The following is a 15,691-nucleotide window of genomic DNA, read 5'->3' on the forward strand; positions in this document are numbered from 1 at the left end:
GTGCCTAGGCTGGCCGGGTGGCCGAGCTGATCCGCACCAACGACATCGCCCTGGTCGCCGTGGTCGAGGCACTGCTCCACGGCGAGGAGATCCCGGTGCACGTCGCCGATCGGCACTCGAGCGTGATGGAGGGCTCCTCCCGCTTCATCCAGATGCGGGTGCTGGTCCCCGACGACCGCGCCGCCGAGGCCCGCATCCTGCTCCGCGAGGCCGACCTCGGCGAGTGGCTGCGCGACTGAGGCCGGCCCCACCTGGGATCGGGCGGCTGCGGGTTCACCCGGTCGACGCGTTCGCCCTGAGCGAACCGTCGTCGACGCCGGGCCGACGGCGACCTATCGTCGCGCCATGGGTGACGTCCTGGCCTTCCCGTCCCGACCGGAGTCCCGGCCGGCGCCGGAGCCCCACCAGGCAGCAGAGCCGCTGTGGCGCGAGGCGGTGGGGCGCGAGCTGCGCGAGGAGCGTCGCGCGGCCGAGCGCACGCTGGCCGACGTGGCCGGGCGGGCCGGTGTCTCGACGCAGTACCTCTCCGAGGTGGAGCGTGGCCTGAAGGAGCCGAGCTCGGAGATCCTCGGCGCCGTCGCCGGCGCCCTCGGCCTGCGCCTGGTCGACCTCACCAGCCGCGTGACCAGGCGGCTCGCCCGGATCGCCGGCCCGGTCTGCCTCGCCGCCTGAGGACCCTCAGTAGCCCGGGAACACCGCGCGCAGGTCGTCCAGGCCGACGTTCCCCTCCACGGTGACGGCCTGGTCGTACGGCGCCTTGAGGCGACCGCTCAGCAGCCGGACCACCGACCCGGCGGGCCCGTGCAGCGTCGCCGTCGGGTCGGCGAGCGAGGTGACCACGCCGACCGAGTCCTCGACGACGACACCGCCGCCGGGCACCGCCAGTCGCACCGGCGACGCCACGGCGTCGGCCTTGCCCGAGAACCCGAGCAGGAACCCGATCGGACCCGCGAAGAGCTCGATCAGGACTCCCGCCGACTGCTCGGTGACCTCGGCACCCGGGTCGAGCGCGACGCGCACGTCCCAGGAGTGGTTGGCGACCTCGTTGAGACGCATGGCGAGGGCGACCTGCACGGGCACCGGCTCGGGCAGGAAGCCCAGGTCCACCGTCGTGGCGGCGCGCTGCTCCGGCGTGAGCGACTCGGCCGTCTCCAGGTAGCGCCGGTCGTGCTCGACGAAGCCGGCGACCTGGTCCACCGGCGTCGAGGAGTCCCACCGGGCCCACACGTCCTGGTTGTCCTCGTCGTCGACCGCCTCCCCGACGGCGCGGGCGATCGGCTTGCGGAGGATCTCGGCGGCGCTGCCCAGGTGCGACAGCACCTGGGCGACCGTCCAGCCATCGGCGCCGCTGGGCAGCGTCAGCTGGTCGTCGGCGAGGTTCGGGAGCAGCGTCACGAGCAGGTCGTGCTCGGCGCGGAGGGCCGCGACGGTGCGGTCGACGAGGTCGGTCATGTCGGCCCCAACCGCAGCTGCGCCCCCTTTCATCCCGGACGTCAGCCCGCGTGCGGTCCGAGTGGCCCCTTCCGGCTGTCCAGGATGGCGTCGACCAGGCCGTAGGCCACGGCCTGGTCGGCCGACAGCACCAGGTCGCGGTCGGTGTCGACGCGGACCTGCTCGACCGACCGGCCGGTGTGCAGCGACAGGATCCGCTCCATCTCCGAGCGCAGCCGGACGATCTCCTTGGCCTGCAGGGCGAGGTCGGGCAGCGTGCCCTGACCGCCGCCCGAGGGCTGGTGCAGCACCACCCGCGCATGCGGGAGCACCGTCCGGCTGCCGGGTGCGCCGCTGGCCAGCAGCACCGCCGCCGACGAGGCCGCCTGGCCGACGCAGGTCGTGCCGACCGGCGAGCGGACGAACTGCATCGTGTCGTAGATCGCGAGCATCGCGGTGACCGAGCCACCTGGGGAGTTCAGGTAGAGGTTGATCGGCGTGTCCGGGCTGTCCGACTCCAGGTGCAGCAGCTGGGCGATGACCACGTTCGCGACGCCGTCGTCGATCTCGGTGCCGACGTAGACGATCCGGTCGGTCAGCAGCCGGCTGTAGATGTCGACGGCGCGCTCCCCGCGCACCGTCTTCTCGACCACCGACGGGATCGTGTAGGTGCTCACGCCCGCACCCCGAACGTGACGGCCGGCCGGGCCGGCGTGACGGCGGCGACGTCGGTCAGCACCTGGTCGACGAAGCCGTAGTCCCGGGCCTGCTCGGCGGTGAACCAGCGGTCGCGCAGCGAGTCGCGCTCCACCACCTCCCGGGGCTGTCCCGTGTGCTCGGCGATCAGGGACAGCACGACCTCCTTGACGTGCTCGAGGTTCTCGGCCTGGATCTCGATGTCGACGGCGGTGCCGCCGATTCCGGCGGAGCCCTGGTGCATGAGGATGCGCGCGTGCGGCAGCGCGTAGCGCTTGCCGGGGGTGCCGGCGGAGAGCAGGAACTGGCCCATGCTGGCCGCCAGGCCCAGGGCGAGCGTGCTGACGTCGTTCGGGATCAGGCGCATGGTGTCGTAGATCGCGAGGCCCGCGCTCACCGAGCCGCCGGGCGAGTTGATGTAGAGGCTGATGTCGCGGTGGGGGTCCTCGGCGGAGAGGAGCAGGAGCTCCGCGCAGATCTTGTTGGCGATCTCGTCGTCGACCTCCTGTCCGAGGACGATGATCCGCTGGTGGAGCAGTCGTTCGGCCGCGGAGAGGCCGGGAGTCGGTGTCATGGCTCCAGCGTCGACGCCGGTCCGCCGCGGCTCCAGCCGATCCGCCCCGGGCGGATCCGCCGTCAGCGGATCCCGGCGACCAGGGACGCCGACGCGAGCGCCGAGTCCAGCTGCTCCAGCGAGCTCACGCCGACGATGGGGTGCCACCCCTGCGCGACCATCCAGGCCAGCACCAGCTGCGAGGCCGGCACGTCCCGGTCGTCGGCCTCGGCGCGCAGCGCCGCCAGCCGCTCGGTGGTGCCGGGGTGGTCGTAGGCCTCCGGGAACGGCCGGTCCGCACGGTCGAAGCTGCCCTGCACCAGCGGGCTGTAGACCCACAGGTTCAGCTCCGGGTGCTCTGCCAGGTAGTCCCTGGTCTCCTCGGTGACCCACCCGAAGCGGTGGTCCTTGCCCGGCACCTGGGCGCCCGGCCGCGGCTCGACGTACGACGTCGTCAACTGCAGCGCCGTCCAGGGCTCGATCCCGAGCCCCTGGGCCAGGGCGCGGCCGCGCTCGACCCGCCAGGTGGGGTGGTTGGACACCCCGAGCCGTCGCACCCGGCCCGAGGACACCAGCGCGCCGAACGCCGACACCGTCTCCTCCAGGTCGGTCGCGCGGTCCTCCCCGTGCGCCCAGTAGAGGTCGATGACGTCGGTGCCGAGCCGCTCCATGCTGCGCGCGCACTCCCGCTCGATGACCGCCGCCGAGAGACCCTCGGTGCCGCCGTCGTCGGTGGGCTCGACCCCGACCTTGGTCGCGACGACGAGCTCGTCGCGGAGCCCGGGGTTGGCGGCCAGCCACCGGCCGAGGACCGCCTCGCTCTGGCCACCGTGGCCGGTCGGCGAGGACCAGAAGGAGTAGCAGTTGGCGGTGTCGAGCAGTCGGCCGCCCGCCGCGACGAACCGGTCGAGCAGCGCGAACGACGTCGCCTCGTCGGTGCGTGTGCCGAAGTACATGGTGCCGAGAACGAGGTCCACACCAGCACCCTAGATAGGGTCGCTCTCGTGATCGAGCTCCGCACCCCCACCCAGATCGAGCAGATGCGCCCGGCCGGCCGCTTCGTCGCCGACGTCATCACCGCACTGGCCGCGAAGGCCGACGTGGGGGTGAACCTGCTCGAGCTCGACGAGCTCGCCCACCGGATGATCCGCGACCGCGGTGCGGAGTCCTGCTACATCGACTACCACCCCTCCTTCGGGGCGTCGCCGTTCGGCAAGGTGCTGTGCACCTCGGTCAACGACGCGGTGCTGCACGGACTCCCCCACGACTACGTGCTCGCGGACGGTGACCTGCTGAGCGTGGACTTCGCCGCGAACGTGGACGGCTGGGTCGCCGACTCGGCGCTCAGCGTGGTCGTCGGCACCCCCCGCCCGGAGGACCTGCACCTGATCGAGGTCACCGGCCGCGCCCTCGACGCCGGGATCGAGGCGGCGCGGCCGGGCAACCGCCTCGGCGACATCTCCGCGGCCATCGGCGAGGTCGCCCGGGCCGCCGGCCTCGGCATCAACCTCCAGTTCGGCGGCCACGGTGTCGGCCGCACCATGCACGGCGAGCCGCACGTGCCCAACGACGGTCGCGCCGGGCGCGGCCTGAAGCTGCGCCCGGGCCTCGTGATCGCGATCGAGCCGTGGTTCCTGCACACGACCGACGAGATCTTCACCGACGAGGACGGCTGGACGCTGCGCAGCGCGGACGGCTCCCGCGGCGCGCACATGGAGCACACCGTGGCGATCACGATCGACGGTCCACTGGTCCTGACCGCGCGGGACTGAGCCCCGCCCGGCGTCGACCGGCGTCGACCGGCGCGGACCTGCGTCAGCCGACGTAGCTGACCGGCAGCCTCTTGATGCCGTTGACCCAGGAGTGCCGCAGCCGGGTCGGCTCCTCCAGCTTCGTGATGTCGGGCGCGTGGTCGGCCAGGGCATCGAAGAGCACCCGGATCTCCTGGCGGGCCAGGTTCGCGCCGAGGCAGTAGTGCGCACCGTGGCCGCCGAAGCCGAGCTGCGGGTTGGGGTCGCGCAGGATGTCGAACGTGAAGGGGTCCTCGAAGACCTCGTCGTCGAAGTTCGCGCTGCCGTAGAACAGCGCCGCTCGCTGGCCCTTCTTGAACTCGACCCCGCCGACCTCGACGTCGTTGAGCGCGGTGCGCTGGAAGACGTTGACCGGCGTCGCCCACCGGACCACCTCGTCGACCATCGTCGCCGGCCGGTCCCGCTTCCAGATCTCCCACTGCTCGGGGTTGTCGAGGAACGCGTTCATGCCGTGGGTGATCGCGTTGCGGGTCGTCTCGTTGCCCGCGACGGCCAGCAGGATCACGAAGTAGCCGAACTCGTCGTCGTTGAGGCCGCGCTCGCCCTTGTGCGCGTTGATCAACTTGGTGATCAGGTCGTCACGCGGGTTGGCCTGCCGGTCGGCGGCCATCATCATCGCGTAGCCCAGGATCTCGGCCGCGGCGATGTCGTTGTTGCCGGCGTAGTCGGGGTCCTCCCCGGCGAGCATCTGGTTGGACCAGTCGAACAGCTTGTGCCGGTCCTCCTGCGGAACGCCGATGAGGTCGGCGATCGCCTGCAGCGGCAGCTCGGCCGCGACCTCCTCGACGAAGTCGCCGGTCCCGCGCTCGACCGCGCCCTGCACGATGGTCGCGGCGCGCTGGACCATCATGTCCTCGAGCTCGGCGATCGAGCGCGGGGTGAAGCCGCGGGAGATGATCTGCCGGGTCAGCGTGTGCTCGGGCGGGTCCTGGTTGATCAGGATGACCCGCTGCAGCTCGATCTGCTCGCGCAGCATCTCGTCGGGGAACCGGATGATCGCGCCGTTCTCGTAGGTCGACCAGTTCTTGCTGTCCTTGGAGATCGTGGAGACGTCCGCGTGGCGGGTCACGGCGTAGTAGCCGCTGCCCGACTCCGGCGCGAAGCCGGTGCGCAGCGCGGCGTCCTGCTCGATCCACACGATGGGCGCGTGCTGACGCGCGGCCCGGAACTCCTCGTGCGGGATCCCCGCCTGGATCAGGTCCGGGTCGGTGAAGTCGAAGCCCTCGGGCAGGACGTCGGATGCGGTCACGGTGGCTCCCTTGCACGCGGTGTCTGGAACACGTTCTAGTGACGCAGGATACATACCGGAGGTACGGCGGGGAAGGTTTCGAGACGCCTCGTCCCTCGGCTCCTCAACCCGAGGGTTGTTGCGGATGAGAACGTGTTCTAGTTTTGTCCCATGGGCACTCCCGTCATCATCGAGGCCGTCCGCACTCCCCTCGGCCGCCGCCGGGGCTGGCTGGCGGGCGTCCACCCGGCCGTCCTCCTCGGGTTCGCGCAGGCCGAGGTGCTGCGCCGCGCCGGCGTCGACTCCGAGCTCGTCGACCAGGTGGTCGGTGGGTGCGTGACCCAGGCCGGGGAGCAGTCGAACGGCATGGTGCGCCGGGCGTGGCTCCACGCAGGGCTGGCCCAGCGCACCGGGGCGACCGTCGTCGACGCCCAGTGCGGCTCCGGCCAGCAGTCCGCCCACCTGGTCCACGACATGATCGCGGCTGGCACCATCGACGTCGGGATCGCGTGCGGCGTCGAGTCGATGTCCCGCATCCCGCTGGGCGCCAACGTGCCGGCCGGCACCGGCGACCCCCGGCCGGACGACTGGACCATCGACATGCCCAACCAGTTCGAGGCCGCGGACCGGATCGCCCGCAACCGGGGCCTCACCCGTGCCGACCTCGAGGCGCTCGGCCTCGCCTCCCAGCAGAAGGCCCGGGTGGCGGTCGACGAGGGCCGGTTCAAGCGTGAGATCGCGCCGGTCACCGCTCCTGTGCTCGACCAGGAGGGTGCGCCGACGGGCGAGACGCGCGTCGTCGACACCGACCAGGGCCTGCGGGACACGACCCTGGAGGGACTCGCCGCGCTGAGGCCGGTGCTCCCCGACGGCCTGCACACGGCTGGCACGTCCTCCCAGATCAGCGACGGCGCCTCGGCCGTGCTGCTCATGGACGAGGACAAGGCACGGGCGCTGGGGCTGACGCCGCGTGCCCGGATCGTCTCGCACTGCCTGGTCGGCTCGGACCCCTACTACCACCTCGACGGGCCCATCGAGGCCACCCAGCGGGTCCTGGACCGCACCGGGATGGGCATCGACGACTTCGACCTGTTCGAGGTCAACGAGGCCTTCGCCTCGGTGGTCCTGTCGTGGGCCGGCCAGCACCACGTGGACCTGGACCGGGTCAACGTCAACGGCGGGGCGATCGCCCTGGGCCACCCGGTGGGGTCGACCGGGACCCGGCTGATCACCACTGCCCTGCACGAGCTCGAGCGCCGCGACGGCTCGACGGCGCTGCTCTCCATGTGTGCCGGTGGCGCCATGGCGACCGGGACGGTGCTCGAGCGCGTCTAGGCTGAGTCCGCCCTGAGAAGCGGCCCATTCTTTGCCGACGATCCATGTCTTCAACGGACGCGCCCGTCGGTGACCGCCTAGGTTGTGCGCCATGCTCCGTCGTCGTCGGGGCCGCACCGCCGCGGCCCTCACCTGCGCTGCCCTCGCGGTCGCCGTCGTCCCCCTGACCGTCTCCTCCCCGGCGTCCTCCGCCTCCCCGACCCGGGCCGACGGACCGCTGACCGTCGACGCGGGCGGCGCCCGGGTCGTCGTCGAGCAGGACCCGTTCCGGCTGACCGTGACCGACGGGTCCGGGGCGACCGTGCTGCGGGAGGTCGCCCACCCCGCGACCGACAGCCTGGTCGAGTCCCACACGACGGACCCCGTCATGCCCGGCGCGGACAACCAGGACACCCCGACGCTCTACTCCCCACTGTCGTTCCTCGTCGGCACCGAGACGCTCACGCAGTACCCCGACCAGGAGTGGATCGCCAACCTCAAGTCCGGCACGCGCAGCGGCACGTGGTACTCGGCGCAGGGCGTCGAGTCCGCCGTGCCCGACGGCGACGGCCTCGTGCTGACCCTCACCACCAACGACCCCAGCGGTCGCAAGCTCGTCGTCCACATCGGTCCCGAGGGCACCGACGCGGTCCGGGTCCGTGCCGAGGCGGTGCCCTCCGACGGCGTCGCGATGATCGGCGACTCGTTCACCACTCCCGCCAAGCGAGGCGCGCAGGACGGCTTCTTCGGCTTCGGCGGCCGTCACGACCACCTCGACCAGCGGGGTCGCGTCCTCTCCAGCTTCGTCAACCAGGAGAGCCTGGCCAGCAAGCCGGCCCTGACGCCCGGCGCGCCCGACAGCCTCGAGATGTTCCCCAACGGCTCGTCGGCCGCGTACTACCCCCAGGCGATGTTCTGGACGACCCACTACGGCTTCCTCGTGACGCAGCCGGAGCTGACCCGCTTCAAGCTCGCGGCCGGCCGCGCCGACGCCTGGAACGTCGCCGCCTCCACGTCCCACCTCGACTACGTCGTCGCCCCCGGCGAGCCGCGGCGCTCCGTCCGCACCCTGACCGCGCTCACCGGACGCCACCGGATCCCCCCGAGGTGGGCGCTGGGCCCGATGATGGACCGGCTGGTCAAGAACAGCGGCGAGACCTACGACCACTACCAGGCGATGCTCGTCGCCGACATCAAGAACATCGACCGCTACCAGCTGCCGCTCACCGCGTACCGGATCGAGGGCTGGGGCTTCCCCGGCGACGACAACCACGGGCTGGCGCTGCACTCCTGGGTGCACGCCGACGAGCAGGCCGCGATGATCACCGCCCTGCGCGAGCGCGGCATCCATCCCCTCGCCTACCTGCGGCCGTGGCTCGAGCCGGACTCCGCGCCGGTGGAGGCCGGCTACGCCGTCACCGACGCGGATGGTGACCCCTACTACGTGACCGGGTCGAGCGGGCGCAGGTTCGCGCTCGTCGACTTCACCAACCCCGACGCCGTCACGTGGTGGCGTCAGCAGGTCACCGACGTCCTCGACCTCGGCTTCGACGGGTTCATGCAGGACTACGGCGAGCAGGTGCTCTTCGACATGCACTTCTTCGACGGCACGACCGGCTACACCCGCCACAACGACTACTTCACGCTCTACGCCAAGTCGACCAAGCAGGCGATCAACGCCTACCGCGCCGAGCACCCCGACCGCCGTCCCTGGTACTTCACCCGGGCCGGCTACACCGGCCTGCCCGGGACGGCGAGGTACGAGTACGCGAACTTCCCCGGTGACGAGACCACCGACTGGGGACACGCCTCGGGCCTGCGGTCTCTCACGACCGACATGCTCAGCCGAGCGGTCGGCGGCGCGTACGGCTACGCCACCGACATCGGCGGCTACTTCGACTACAACACGCCCCCGACCTCGCGCGAGCTCTTCCTGCGCTGGGCTGAGTGGGCCGCGCTGAGCCCGGTGTTCCGCCTCCACGGGAGCGGCCACACCGGCACGCACACCCCGTGGGGCTACGACAAGCGGGCGGTCGCGATCTACACGACCTACTCCCGGCTGCACCTGCGGGCGCGGCCGCTGCTCGAGCAGCTCTGGAGGCAGGCCGACCGGACCGGCGCGCCGCCGACCCGGCCGCTGTGGTGGGCCGACCCCTCCGACCGCGCCGGCTGGCACCAGGACCAGGAGTGGCTGCTGGGGCCGGACCTGCTCGTCGCTCCGGTGGTCGAGCAGGGTGCACGGTCGCGCAAGGTCTACCTGCCGCAGGGGTGCTGGCAGCTGCACGGCACCGGCGCCCGTCTCGCCGGGCGGCACACGGTCACGGCCGCCGCTCCCCTGGACTCGCTGCCCTGGTTCAGCCGGTGCGGCACCGAGCCGCTGGGCTGAGCCCGCCGGCCCGGCACTGACCTCGCCCGCGGGCCTCAGGCGCCGTACACCGGCTCGGGGGCGGGGGCGGCGGCGAGCAGGTCGCGCAGGGCCGGCCCGACCTCGGCGGCCTCCCACCGGCGGCCGAGGTCGTGGGCCGGTCCGTGCGCCCAGCCGGTCTCGACGGTGATCGCGCCGCCGTCGATCTCGATCACCCGGCCGGTGACGTCGCCGGACTCCTCCGACGCCAGCCAGGCGACGACCGGCGAGTTGTCCTCGGGCAGCGCCATCGCCGAGGTGTCGAAGGCGCCCTCGGTCATCCGGGTCCGCGCCACCGGCGCGATCGCGTTGACGGTGACGCCGTAGCGGCCCATCTCCTGGGCGGCGACCAGGGTGAGGCCGGCGATGCCGGCCTTGGCCGCGGAGTACGTCGCCTGGCCGACCGAGCCCTGCAGCCCGGCACCGGAGGAGGTGTTGACGACCCGGGCCGCGCGCGTGCGGCCCGCCTTGGCCTCGGCCCGCCAGTAGGCGCCGGCGTGCCGCAGCGGAGCGAAGTGGCCCTTGAGGTGCACCCGGATGACGGCGTCCCACTCCTCCTCGGAGGTGTTGACCAGCATCCGGTCGCGCACGAACCCGGCGTTGTTGACCAGCACGTCGAGGGCGCCGAAGGTGTCGATCGCCTGCTGCACCATCGCGGCCGCCTGGTCGAAGTCGGCGACGTCGGCGGTGTTGACCACGGCTCGCCCGCCGCCGGCCTCGATCTCGGCGACGACCGCCTCGGCGGGGGTCTCGCCCGTGGCCTCGCCGGCCAGGGAGACGCCGACGTCGTTGACGACGACGGCCGCGCCGTGCCGGGCCAGCTCCAGGGCGTGCGCGCGGCCGATGCCGCGGCCCGCGCCGGTGACGATCGCGACGCGACCCTCGAGCAGTGCGCTCATGTCAGTCCCTTCGAGACGAGCAGGAAGGCGGGGGGCTCTCCTCCGCCGTGGCAGGCGACGGTCGCCCCGGAGACGTACGACGCCAGGTCGCTCGCCAGGAACGCGGCGACCGCCCCGACCTCCTCCGGGCGGGCCATCCGGCCCAGCGGGATGGTCCGTTCGATCGCGGCCACCGACGCGTCGTCCCCGTAGTGGTCGTCGGTCTGCTCGGTGCGGCACAGGCCGACGTCGATCGCGTTGACCCGCACCCGGGGCGCCCACTCCATCGCCAGCGACGTGGTCAGCGAGTCCAGGCCGGCCTTGGCGGCGGCGTACGCGGCGATCGTCGGAGCGGGTCGGGCGGCCGAGACCGAGGAGATGTTGACGATCGCGCCGCCGGCATCCTGCTGCTGCATGACGGCGTTGGCCGCCTGGGCGCAGGCGAGCGGCGCGAGCAGGTTCAGCCCGACCACCTTCTCGTGGAACCGCGGCGACGCGGTCGCCGCGTCAGCGGCGGGCGCTCCCCCGGCGTTGTTGACCAGCACGTCGAGGCGACCCCGCTCGTCGACCACCGAGCGCACCAGCGACCCGAACGCCTCCGGGTCGCGTACGTCGCAGACCACATGGCTGGAGCCCGGCACCGCCTCACCGTCGGAGCGCGAGCAGGTGACCACGGCGGCGCCTGCCTCGAGCAGGGCCAGGGTGATGCCGCGACCGATCCCCCGCGTGCCGCCCGTGACGAGGGCGACGCGTCCGGACAGGTCGACCGCGAGCGTCATGCTGCTACCCTACCAAGCACTTGCTTGGTTCGTCCCGAGGAGACCGCGTGTCCATCAGCACCGAGCTGCGCCCCGACGGCATCCGGGTCGTCACCATGGCCCACCCGCCGGTCAACGCGCTGACCGTCCAGGGCTGGTACGACGTCGCCGCCGCCCTCGACGAGGCGCGGCACGACCTGGACACCAAGGTCGTGGTGCTGCGGGCCGAGGGCCGGGGCTTCAACGCGGGCGTGGACATCAAGGAGATGCAGCACACCAGCGGCTTCGAGGCGCTGATCGGCGCCAACAAGGGCTGCTTCGCCGCCTTCAAGGCGGTCTACGAGTGCGCGGTCCCCGTCGTGGCTGCCGTGAACGGCTACTGCCTCGGAGGCGGCGTCGGCCTGGTCGGCAACGCGGACTGCGTCGTGGCCAGCGACGACGCCTACTTCGGCGTCCCGGAGGTCAACCAGGGCGCGCTGGGAGCCGCGACGCACATGGCCCGGCTGGTGCCCCAGCACCTGATGCGCACGCTCTACTTCACCGCCCGGACCGTCCCCGCGTCCCAGCTCGTGCAGTTCGGCTCGGTGCTGGAGGTGGTGCCGCGCGCGGACCTCGACGAGGCCGCCTTGAAAGTCGCCGGTGAGATCGCCACCAAGGACACCCGGGTGATCCGGGCGGCCAAGGAGGCCCTCAACGGCATCGACCCGGTCGACGTCAACAGGAGCTACCGCTTCGAGCAGGGCTTCACCTTCGAGCTCAACCTGGCCGGGGTCAGCGACGAGCTCCGGGACGCCTTCGCCGGCACCGACAAGGCGACGTCACGTGAGGGGGGGCGATGAGGGCCCCGCGCGACAAGCGGATGACCGTCGACGAGGTGGTCGCCGAGCTCGAGGACGGCATGACCATCGGCATCGGCGGCTGGGGACCGCGTCGGAAGCCGATGGCGCTGGTGCGCGGGATCCTGCGCTCGGACCTGCGGGACCTGACGATCGTCAGCTGGGGCGGGGCGGACGTCGGGCTGCTCGCCCGGGCGGGCAAGATCCGCAAGCTGGTGTTCGCGTTCGTGAGCCTCGACTCGGTGCCGCTGGAGCCGAGCTTCCAGCGCGCCCGGCAGCAGGGCACCATCCCCGAGGTCGTCGAGCTCGACGAGGGGATGTTCCAGACCGGGCTGCGCGCCGCCGCGCAGCGGCTGCCGTTCCTCCCGATGCGCGCCGGCCTCGGCTCCGACGTGCTGGTCAACCAGCCGTGGATCCGGACGGTCACCAGCCCGTACGCCGGCCCCGACGGCGTGGCCGAGGAGCTGGTCGCCGTGCCCGCGCTCGACCTCGACGTCGCCCTGGTGCACCTCAACCGCGCCGACCAGCACGGCAACGCGGCGTACCTCGGCCCGGACCCGTACTTCGACGACCTGTTCGCGATGGCTGCCGACCGGTGCTACCTGAGCACCGAGCAGGTGGTCGACACCGCGGGACTGACCGTCGACTCCCCCGTCCAGCGGCTGCTGCTCAGCCGGATGCTGGTCAGCGGCGTGGTCGAGACCCCGAACGGCGCGCACTTCACGACCTGCACGCCCGACTACGAGCGGGACGAGCCCTTCCAGCGTGCGTACGCCGCCGCGGCGTCCGGCAGCGACGAGGACTGGGACGCGTTCCGCGCCCGGTTCCTCGCGGGCGACGAGGAGGCCTACCAGGCAGCGGTCCGGACGTGGCACGAGGAGCGCAGGAGCCGGGAGCAGAGCGGGGAGCGGGCATGACGGACGTGACGAGGGCCGATGTCTGCGCCGCGGCCATCGCGGACGCGTTCAGCGAGGACGGTGAGATCTTCGCCAGCCCGATGGGCCTGCTGCCCACGCTGGGCGTCCGGCTGGCCAAGCTGACCAGCAACCCCGACCTGGTGATCTCCGACGGCGAGTCGCTCTTCCTCGCCGGGGTGCCGCCGCTCTTCGCGAAGGGAGACGTCGTGGAGGGGTGGATCCCGTTCCGCCGGGTCTTCGACGTCGTCGCCCACGGGAGGCGGCACGTGATGATGGGGGCCACCCAGGTCGACCGGCACGGCAACCAGAACATCTCGGCCATCGGTGACTGGCGGCAACCCACGCGGCAGCTGCTCGGGTCCCGGGGCGCGCCGGGCAACACGGTCAACAACCGCACGTCCTACTGGGTGCCCAAGCACTCGACCCGGGTCCTCGTCGAGCAGGTCGACGTCGTCTCCGGGGTCGGTCCCCAGCGGGCGAAGGAGGCCGGACCGGCCGCCGCGCGCTTCAACGACATCCATCGCGTCGTCACCAACCTCGCGGTGCTCGACGTCGGCGGTCCGGGCGACACGCTGCGGCTGCGGAGCGTCCACCCCGGGGTCACGGTCGACCAGGTGCGCGAGGCGACCGGCTTCGACCTCGACGTCCCGACCGACCTCCCGACCACACGCGACCCGAGTGCGGAGGAGCTGATCCTCATCAAAGAGATGCTCGACCCGAAGGGCCTGCGCTTCAAGGAGGTCCCACGAGACGAGGTCGCCCGGTGATCGAGCAGCTGCTGCGGACCCCGTTCACGGACCTCGTCGGGGTGCGCCACCCCGTCGTCCAGACCGGGATGGGCTGGGTGTCGGGACCCCGCCTGGTGACCGGGACGGCGAGCGCCGGTGGCCTCGGCATCCTGGCCAGCGCGACCATGACGTTCGAGGAGCTGGAGCGCGCCATCGTCGAGGTGAAGGGGCGCACCGACCAGCCGTTCGGCGTCAACCTGCGCGCCGACGCTGCCGACGCCCCGGCGCGGTGCGAGCTCCTGATCGAGTACGGGGTCAAGGTGGCCTCGTTCGCGCTCGCCCCCAAGCCCGAGCTGATCGCGCGCCTGAAGGACCACGGCGTCGTCGTGATGCCCTCGATCGGCGCGGCCAAGCACGCGGTGAAGGTGGCGTCCTGGGGCGCCGACGTGGTCATGGTCCAAGGTGGTGAGGGCGGGGGGCACACCGGCCCCGTGCCCACCACGCTGCTGCTCCCCTCGGTCCTCGACGCGTTGGCCGGCGCCGGCAGCGACATCCCCGTCGTCGCGGCGGGCGGCTTCTTCGACGGTCGCGGGCTCGCCGCCGCGCTGTCGTACGGCGCCGCCGGCATCGGCATGGGCACCCGGTTCCTGCTGACCCGGGACTCGGCCGTGCCCGACGCGGTCAAGCAGCTCTACCTCGACCGCGGCCTGACCGACACCGTCGTCACCGCCAAGGTCGACGGGATGCCGCACCGGATGCTACGCACCGAGCTGGTCGAGGAGCTCGAGGACTCCAGCGCGCTGCGGCGGCTGGGGCCCACCGCGCGGCGGACCCTGGAGTTCAAGCGCACCAGCGGGATGTCGTGGCCGGCGCTGCTCAAGGACGGCCGGGCGATGCGCAAGGCGCAGGGTCGCACCCTGGGCCAGATGGCCCTGGCCGCCAACACCCCGATGATGCTCAAGGCGGGCCTCGTCGACGGCGACACCGGCGCCGGCGTCCTCGCCAGCGGCCAGGTCGTCGGCATCATCGACGACCTGCCCAGCTGCGAGGAGCTGCTCGACCGGGTCGTCACCCGCGCCGCCGAGGAGCTGCGGCGAGCCGCGTCGTACACGCTCGGCCCGTCGTAGCGAGCGTCAGATCCGGCGCTGCCAGTGCAGCGCCCGGCCGAGCACCTGGTAGCCCAGCAGCTCGTTGACCCCGACCATGTGGCCGTTGGACTCGGCGTTCCAGGTGTCGATGGTCGAGACCTGAGGCTCGGCCTCGGCCAGCCAGCGCACCATCTCGGTCTTGAGCAGCAGGCCGAGCCGGTGTCCGCGGTGCGCCCGCGCGACCGACGTGTCGTGCTGCTCGGCGATCTCGGGCCGCTCGCCCTCGACCACGACCACGGTCTGCCCGGCCGGCTCGCCGGACGCCCGATGGCGGGCGACCACCCGCAGCAGGCGGTCGCCGCGGTCGAGCCAGGCGCGCTCGTACGCCGCCACCCGCTCGGGCGGGAACGCCTCGTCCTCCATGTCCAGGTCGCCGGCGGGCGCGTCGTTGATCGCGGCGGTCAGCTCGGCCAGGGCGGCCAGGTCGGCCGCGGGGGTGGCCCCGCTGCGCCGCTCCAGGAGGTAGTCGCCCGCGTGCCCGAGGGCGTCCGCGTGCAGCTGCTCGAGGACGCCCGGGTCGACCGCTGCGAGGACCTGGCGCCGGTTGACCTCCACGAGCCCGACCTCGAAACCGTGTGCCGCCGCGAACGCCCGGGCGGGGCCCGAGTCCCAGCTGGTCCCCCCGGCCGACGTCCGGCCCTCCGCGCGAGCACGGTCCAGCAGCGCCTCCACGATCGACGTCCCGTGACCGCGCCGCCGGTGCGCCGGGTGGACCTCGACCGTCAGCCAGGCCAGGTGCCGGTTGTCGTAGGTGGTCACCTCGTACTCGGCCGCGGCGACGTCGACGCCGTCCACGCTCGCCAGGAGCCCCAGCGCCGGCTCGCCGTCCCAGCCGTGGCGCAGCATCGCGGCCGTCCGGCTGGCGAGCACCGGATGGCCCCACGGCTGGTCCGAGGCACGGACGGACTCCCTGACCGCCGCGAACCGTCGCACCCGGTCCTCGTCGGTCCAGGCGACCTCGCTGATCTCCACGCGTCGAGGATGACCCG

At 72.6% G+C, this 15,691-nt stretch carries 17 protein-coding genes; 9 read left to right on the plus strand and 8 right to left on the minus strand.

Annotation, left to right across the window (positions count from 1 at the left end; all coding sequences use genetic code 11):
* Positions 1–17: 17 nt before the first annotated feature.
* Together ACILRH_RS18240 and ACILRH_RS18245 are read left to right on the plus strand one after the other, a co-directional pair.
* Positions 18–239: a DUF2007 domain-containing protein gene (locus tag ACILRH_RS18240; RefSeq protein ID WP_395695481.1), complete on the plus strand. Its 222-nt coding sequence runs from the start codon at positions 18–20 to the stop codon at positions 237–239.
* A 106-nt stretch (positions 240–345) separates the two neighbouring features.
* Positions 346–672, plus strand: a complete 327-nt coding sequence (locus tag ACILRH_RS18245) for a helix-turn-helix domain-containing protein (protein WP_395695482.1) — start codon at positions 346–348, stop codon at positions 670–672.
* Positions 673–678: 6 nt separating this feature from the next.
* On the opposite strand, the gene ACILRH_RS18250 is transcribed toward ACILRH_RS18245, so the two are convergent.
* The 4 genes from ACILRH_RS18250 to ACILRH_RS18265 form a co-directional block, all read right to left on the minus strand.
* Positions 679–1,452: a maleylpyruvate isomerase family mycothiol-dependent enzyme gene (locus ACILRH_RS18250; protein ID WP_395695483.1), complete on the minus strand. Its 774-nt coding sequence runs from the start codon at positions 1,450–1,452 to the stop codon at positions 679–681.
* 41 nt (positions 1,453–1,493) lie between these two features.
* Positions 1,494–2,108 carry a ClpP family protease gene (locus ACILRH_RS18255; protein WP_395695484.1) on the minus strand — a complete coding sequence of 205 codons (615 nt, stop codon included), beginning with the start codon at positions 2,106–2,108 and terminating at the stop codon, positions 1,494–1,496.
* Positions 2,105–2,701, minus strand: coding sequence for a ClpP family protease (locus ACILRH_RS18260; RefSeq protein WP_395695485.1), 597 nt, complete (start codon positions 2,699–2,701; stop codon positions 2,105–2,107). The genes ACILRH_RS18255 and ACILRH_RS18260 overlap by 4 nt, the downstream gene beginning before the upstream one ends.
* Positions 2,702–2,763: 62 nt before the next feature.
* Complete coding sequence (locus ACILRH_RS18265) at positions 2,764–3,657, minus strand: aldo/keto reductase (protein ID WP_395695486.1); 894 nt, start codon at positions 3,655–3,657, stop codon at positions 2,764–2,766.
* A gap of 27 nt (positions 3,658–3,684) precedes the next feature.
* Between ACILRH_RS18265 and map the strand changes: the two genes are divergently transcribed.
* The gene (map, locus tag ACILRH_RS18270) at positions 3,685–4,452 is read left to right on the plus strand and encodes a type I methionyl aminopeptidase (RefSeq protein ID WP_395695487.1); all 768 of its coding nucleotides are present in this window, start codon (positions 3,685–3,687) and stop codon (positions 4,450–4,452) included.
* A 43-nt stretch (positions 4,453–4,495) separates the two neighbouring features.
* On the opposite strand, the gene ACILRH_RS18275 is transcribed toward map, so the two are convergent.
* Positions 4,496–5,740: a cytochrome P450 gene (locus ACILRH_RS18275; protein ID WP_395695488.1), complete on the minus strand. Its 1,245-nt coding sequence runs from the start codon at positions 5,738–5,740 to the stop codon at positions 4,496–4,498.
* 150 nt (positions 5,741–5,890) lie between these two features.
* Here ACILRH_RS18275 and ACILRH_RS18280 point away from each other — a divergent pair, with 150 nt between their 5' ends.
* Entirely contained in the window at positions 5,891–7,054 is a 1,164-nt protein-coding gene (locus tag ACILRH_RS18280; protein WP_395695489.1) for a steroid 3-ketoacyl-CoA thiolase, read from the plus strand.
* A 91-nt stretch (positions 7,055–7,145) separates the two neighbouring features.
* A complete protein-coding gene (locus ACILRH_RS18285) occupies positions 7,146–9,419 on the plus strand; it encodes a glycoside hydrolase family 31 protein (protein WP_395695490.1) in 2,274 nt (757 codons plus the stop codon).
* 35 nt (positions 9,420–9,454) lie between these two features.
* Here the strand turns inward: ACILRH_RS18285 and ACILRH_RS18290 are convergent, their stop codons facing one another.
* Entirely contained in the window at positions 9,455–10,336 is an 882-nt protein-coding gene (locus tag ACILRH_RS18290) for an SDR family oxidoreductase (RefSeq protein WP_395695491.1), read from the minus strand.
* Positions 10,333–11,094 carry an SDR family oxidoreductase gene (locus tag ACILRH_RS18295; protein ID WP_395695492.1) on the minus strand — a complete coding sequence of 254 codons (762 nt, stop codon included), beginning with the start codon at positions 11,092–11,094 and terminating at the stop codon, positions 10,333–10,335. Before ACILRH_RS18295 ends, ACILRH_RS18290 begins: the two co-directional genes overlap by 4 nt.
* Before the next feature lie 47 nt (positions 11,095–11,141).
* Here ACILRH_RS18295 and ACILRH_RS18300 point away from each other — a divergent pair, with 47 nt between their 5' ends.
* Genes ACILRH_RS18300 through ACILRH_RS18315 form a run of 4 tightly spaced genes read left to right on the plus strand, consistent with a single transcriptional unit; the run spans position 11,142 to position 14,681 of the window.
* On the plus strand, positions 11,142–11,912 hold the full coding sequence (locus ACILRH_RS18300) for an enoyl-CoA hydratase family protein (RefSeq protein ID WP_395695493.1): 771 nt from the start codon (positions 11,142–11,144) through the stop codon (positions 11,910–11,912).
* Positions 11,909–12,826, plus strand: a complete 918-nt coding sequence (locus ACILRH_RS18305) for a CoA transferase subunit A (protein ID WP_395695494.1) — start codon at positions 11,909–11,911, stop codon at positions 12,824–12,826. Before ACILRH_RS18300 ends, ACILRH_RS18305 begins: the two co-directional genes overlap by 4 nt.
* A complete protein-coding gene (locus ACILRH_RS18310; protein ID WP_395695495.1) occupies positions 12,823–13,593 on the plus strand; it encodes a CoA-transferase subunit beta in 771 nt (256 codons plus the stop codon). Before ACILRH_RS18305 ends, ACILRH_RS18310 begins: the two co-directional genes overlap by 4 nt.
* The gene (locus ACILRH_RS18315) at positions 13,590–14,681 is read left to right on the plus strand and encodes an NAD(P)H-dependent flavin oxidoreductase (protein WP_395695496.1); all 1,092 of its coding nucleotides are present in this window, start codon (positions 13,590–13,592) and stop codon (positions 14,679–14,681) included. The genes ACILRH_RS18310 and ACILRH_RS18315 overlap by 4 nt, the downstream gene beginning before the upstream one ends.
* 6 nt (positions 14,682–14,687) lie before the next feature.
* Here ACILRH_RS18315 and ACILRH_RS18320 read toward each other — a convergent pair whose 3' ends face one another.
* Positions 14,688–15,674, minus strand: a complete 987-nt coding sequence (locus ACILRH_RS18320) for a GNAT family N-acetyltransferase (RefSeq protein WP_395695497.1) — start codon at positions 15,672–15,674, stop codon at positions 14,688–14,690.
* Positions 15,675–15,691 lie beyond the last annotated feature (17 nt).

Source organism: Nocardioides sp. (genome assembly GCF_044226765.1).
In the GTDB taxonomy this organism is placed as follows: domain Bacteria; phylum Actinomycetota; class Actinomycetes; order Propionibacteriales; family Nocardioidaceae; genus Nocardioides.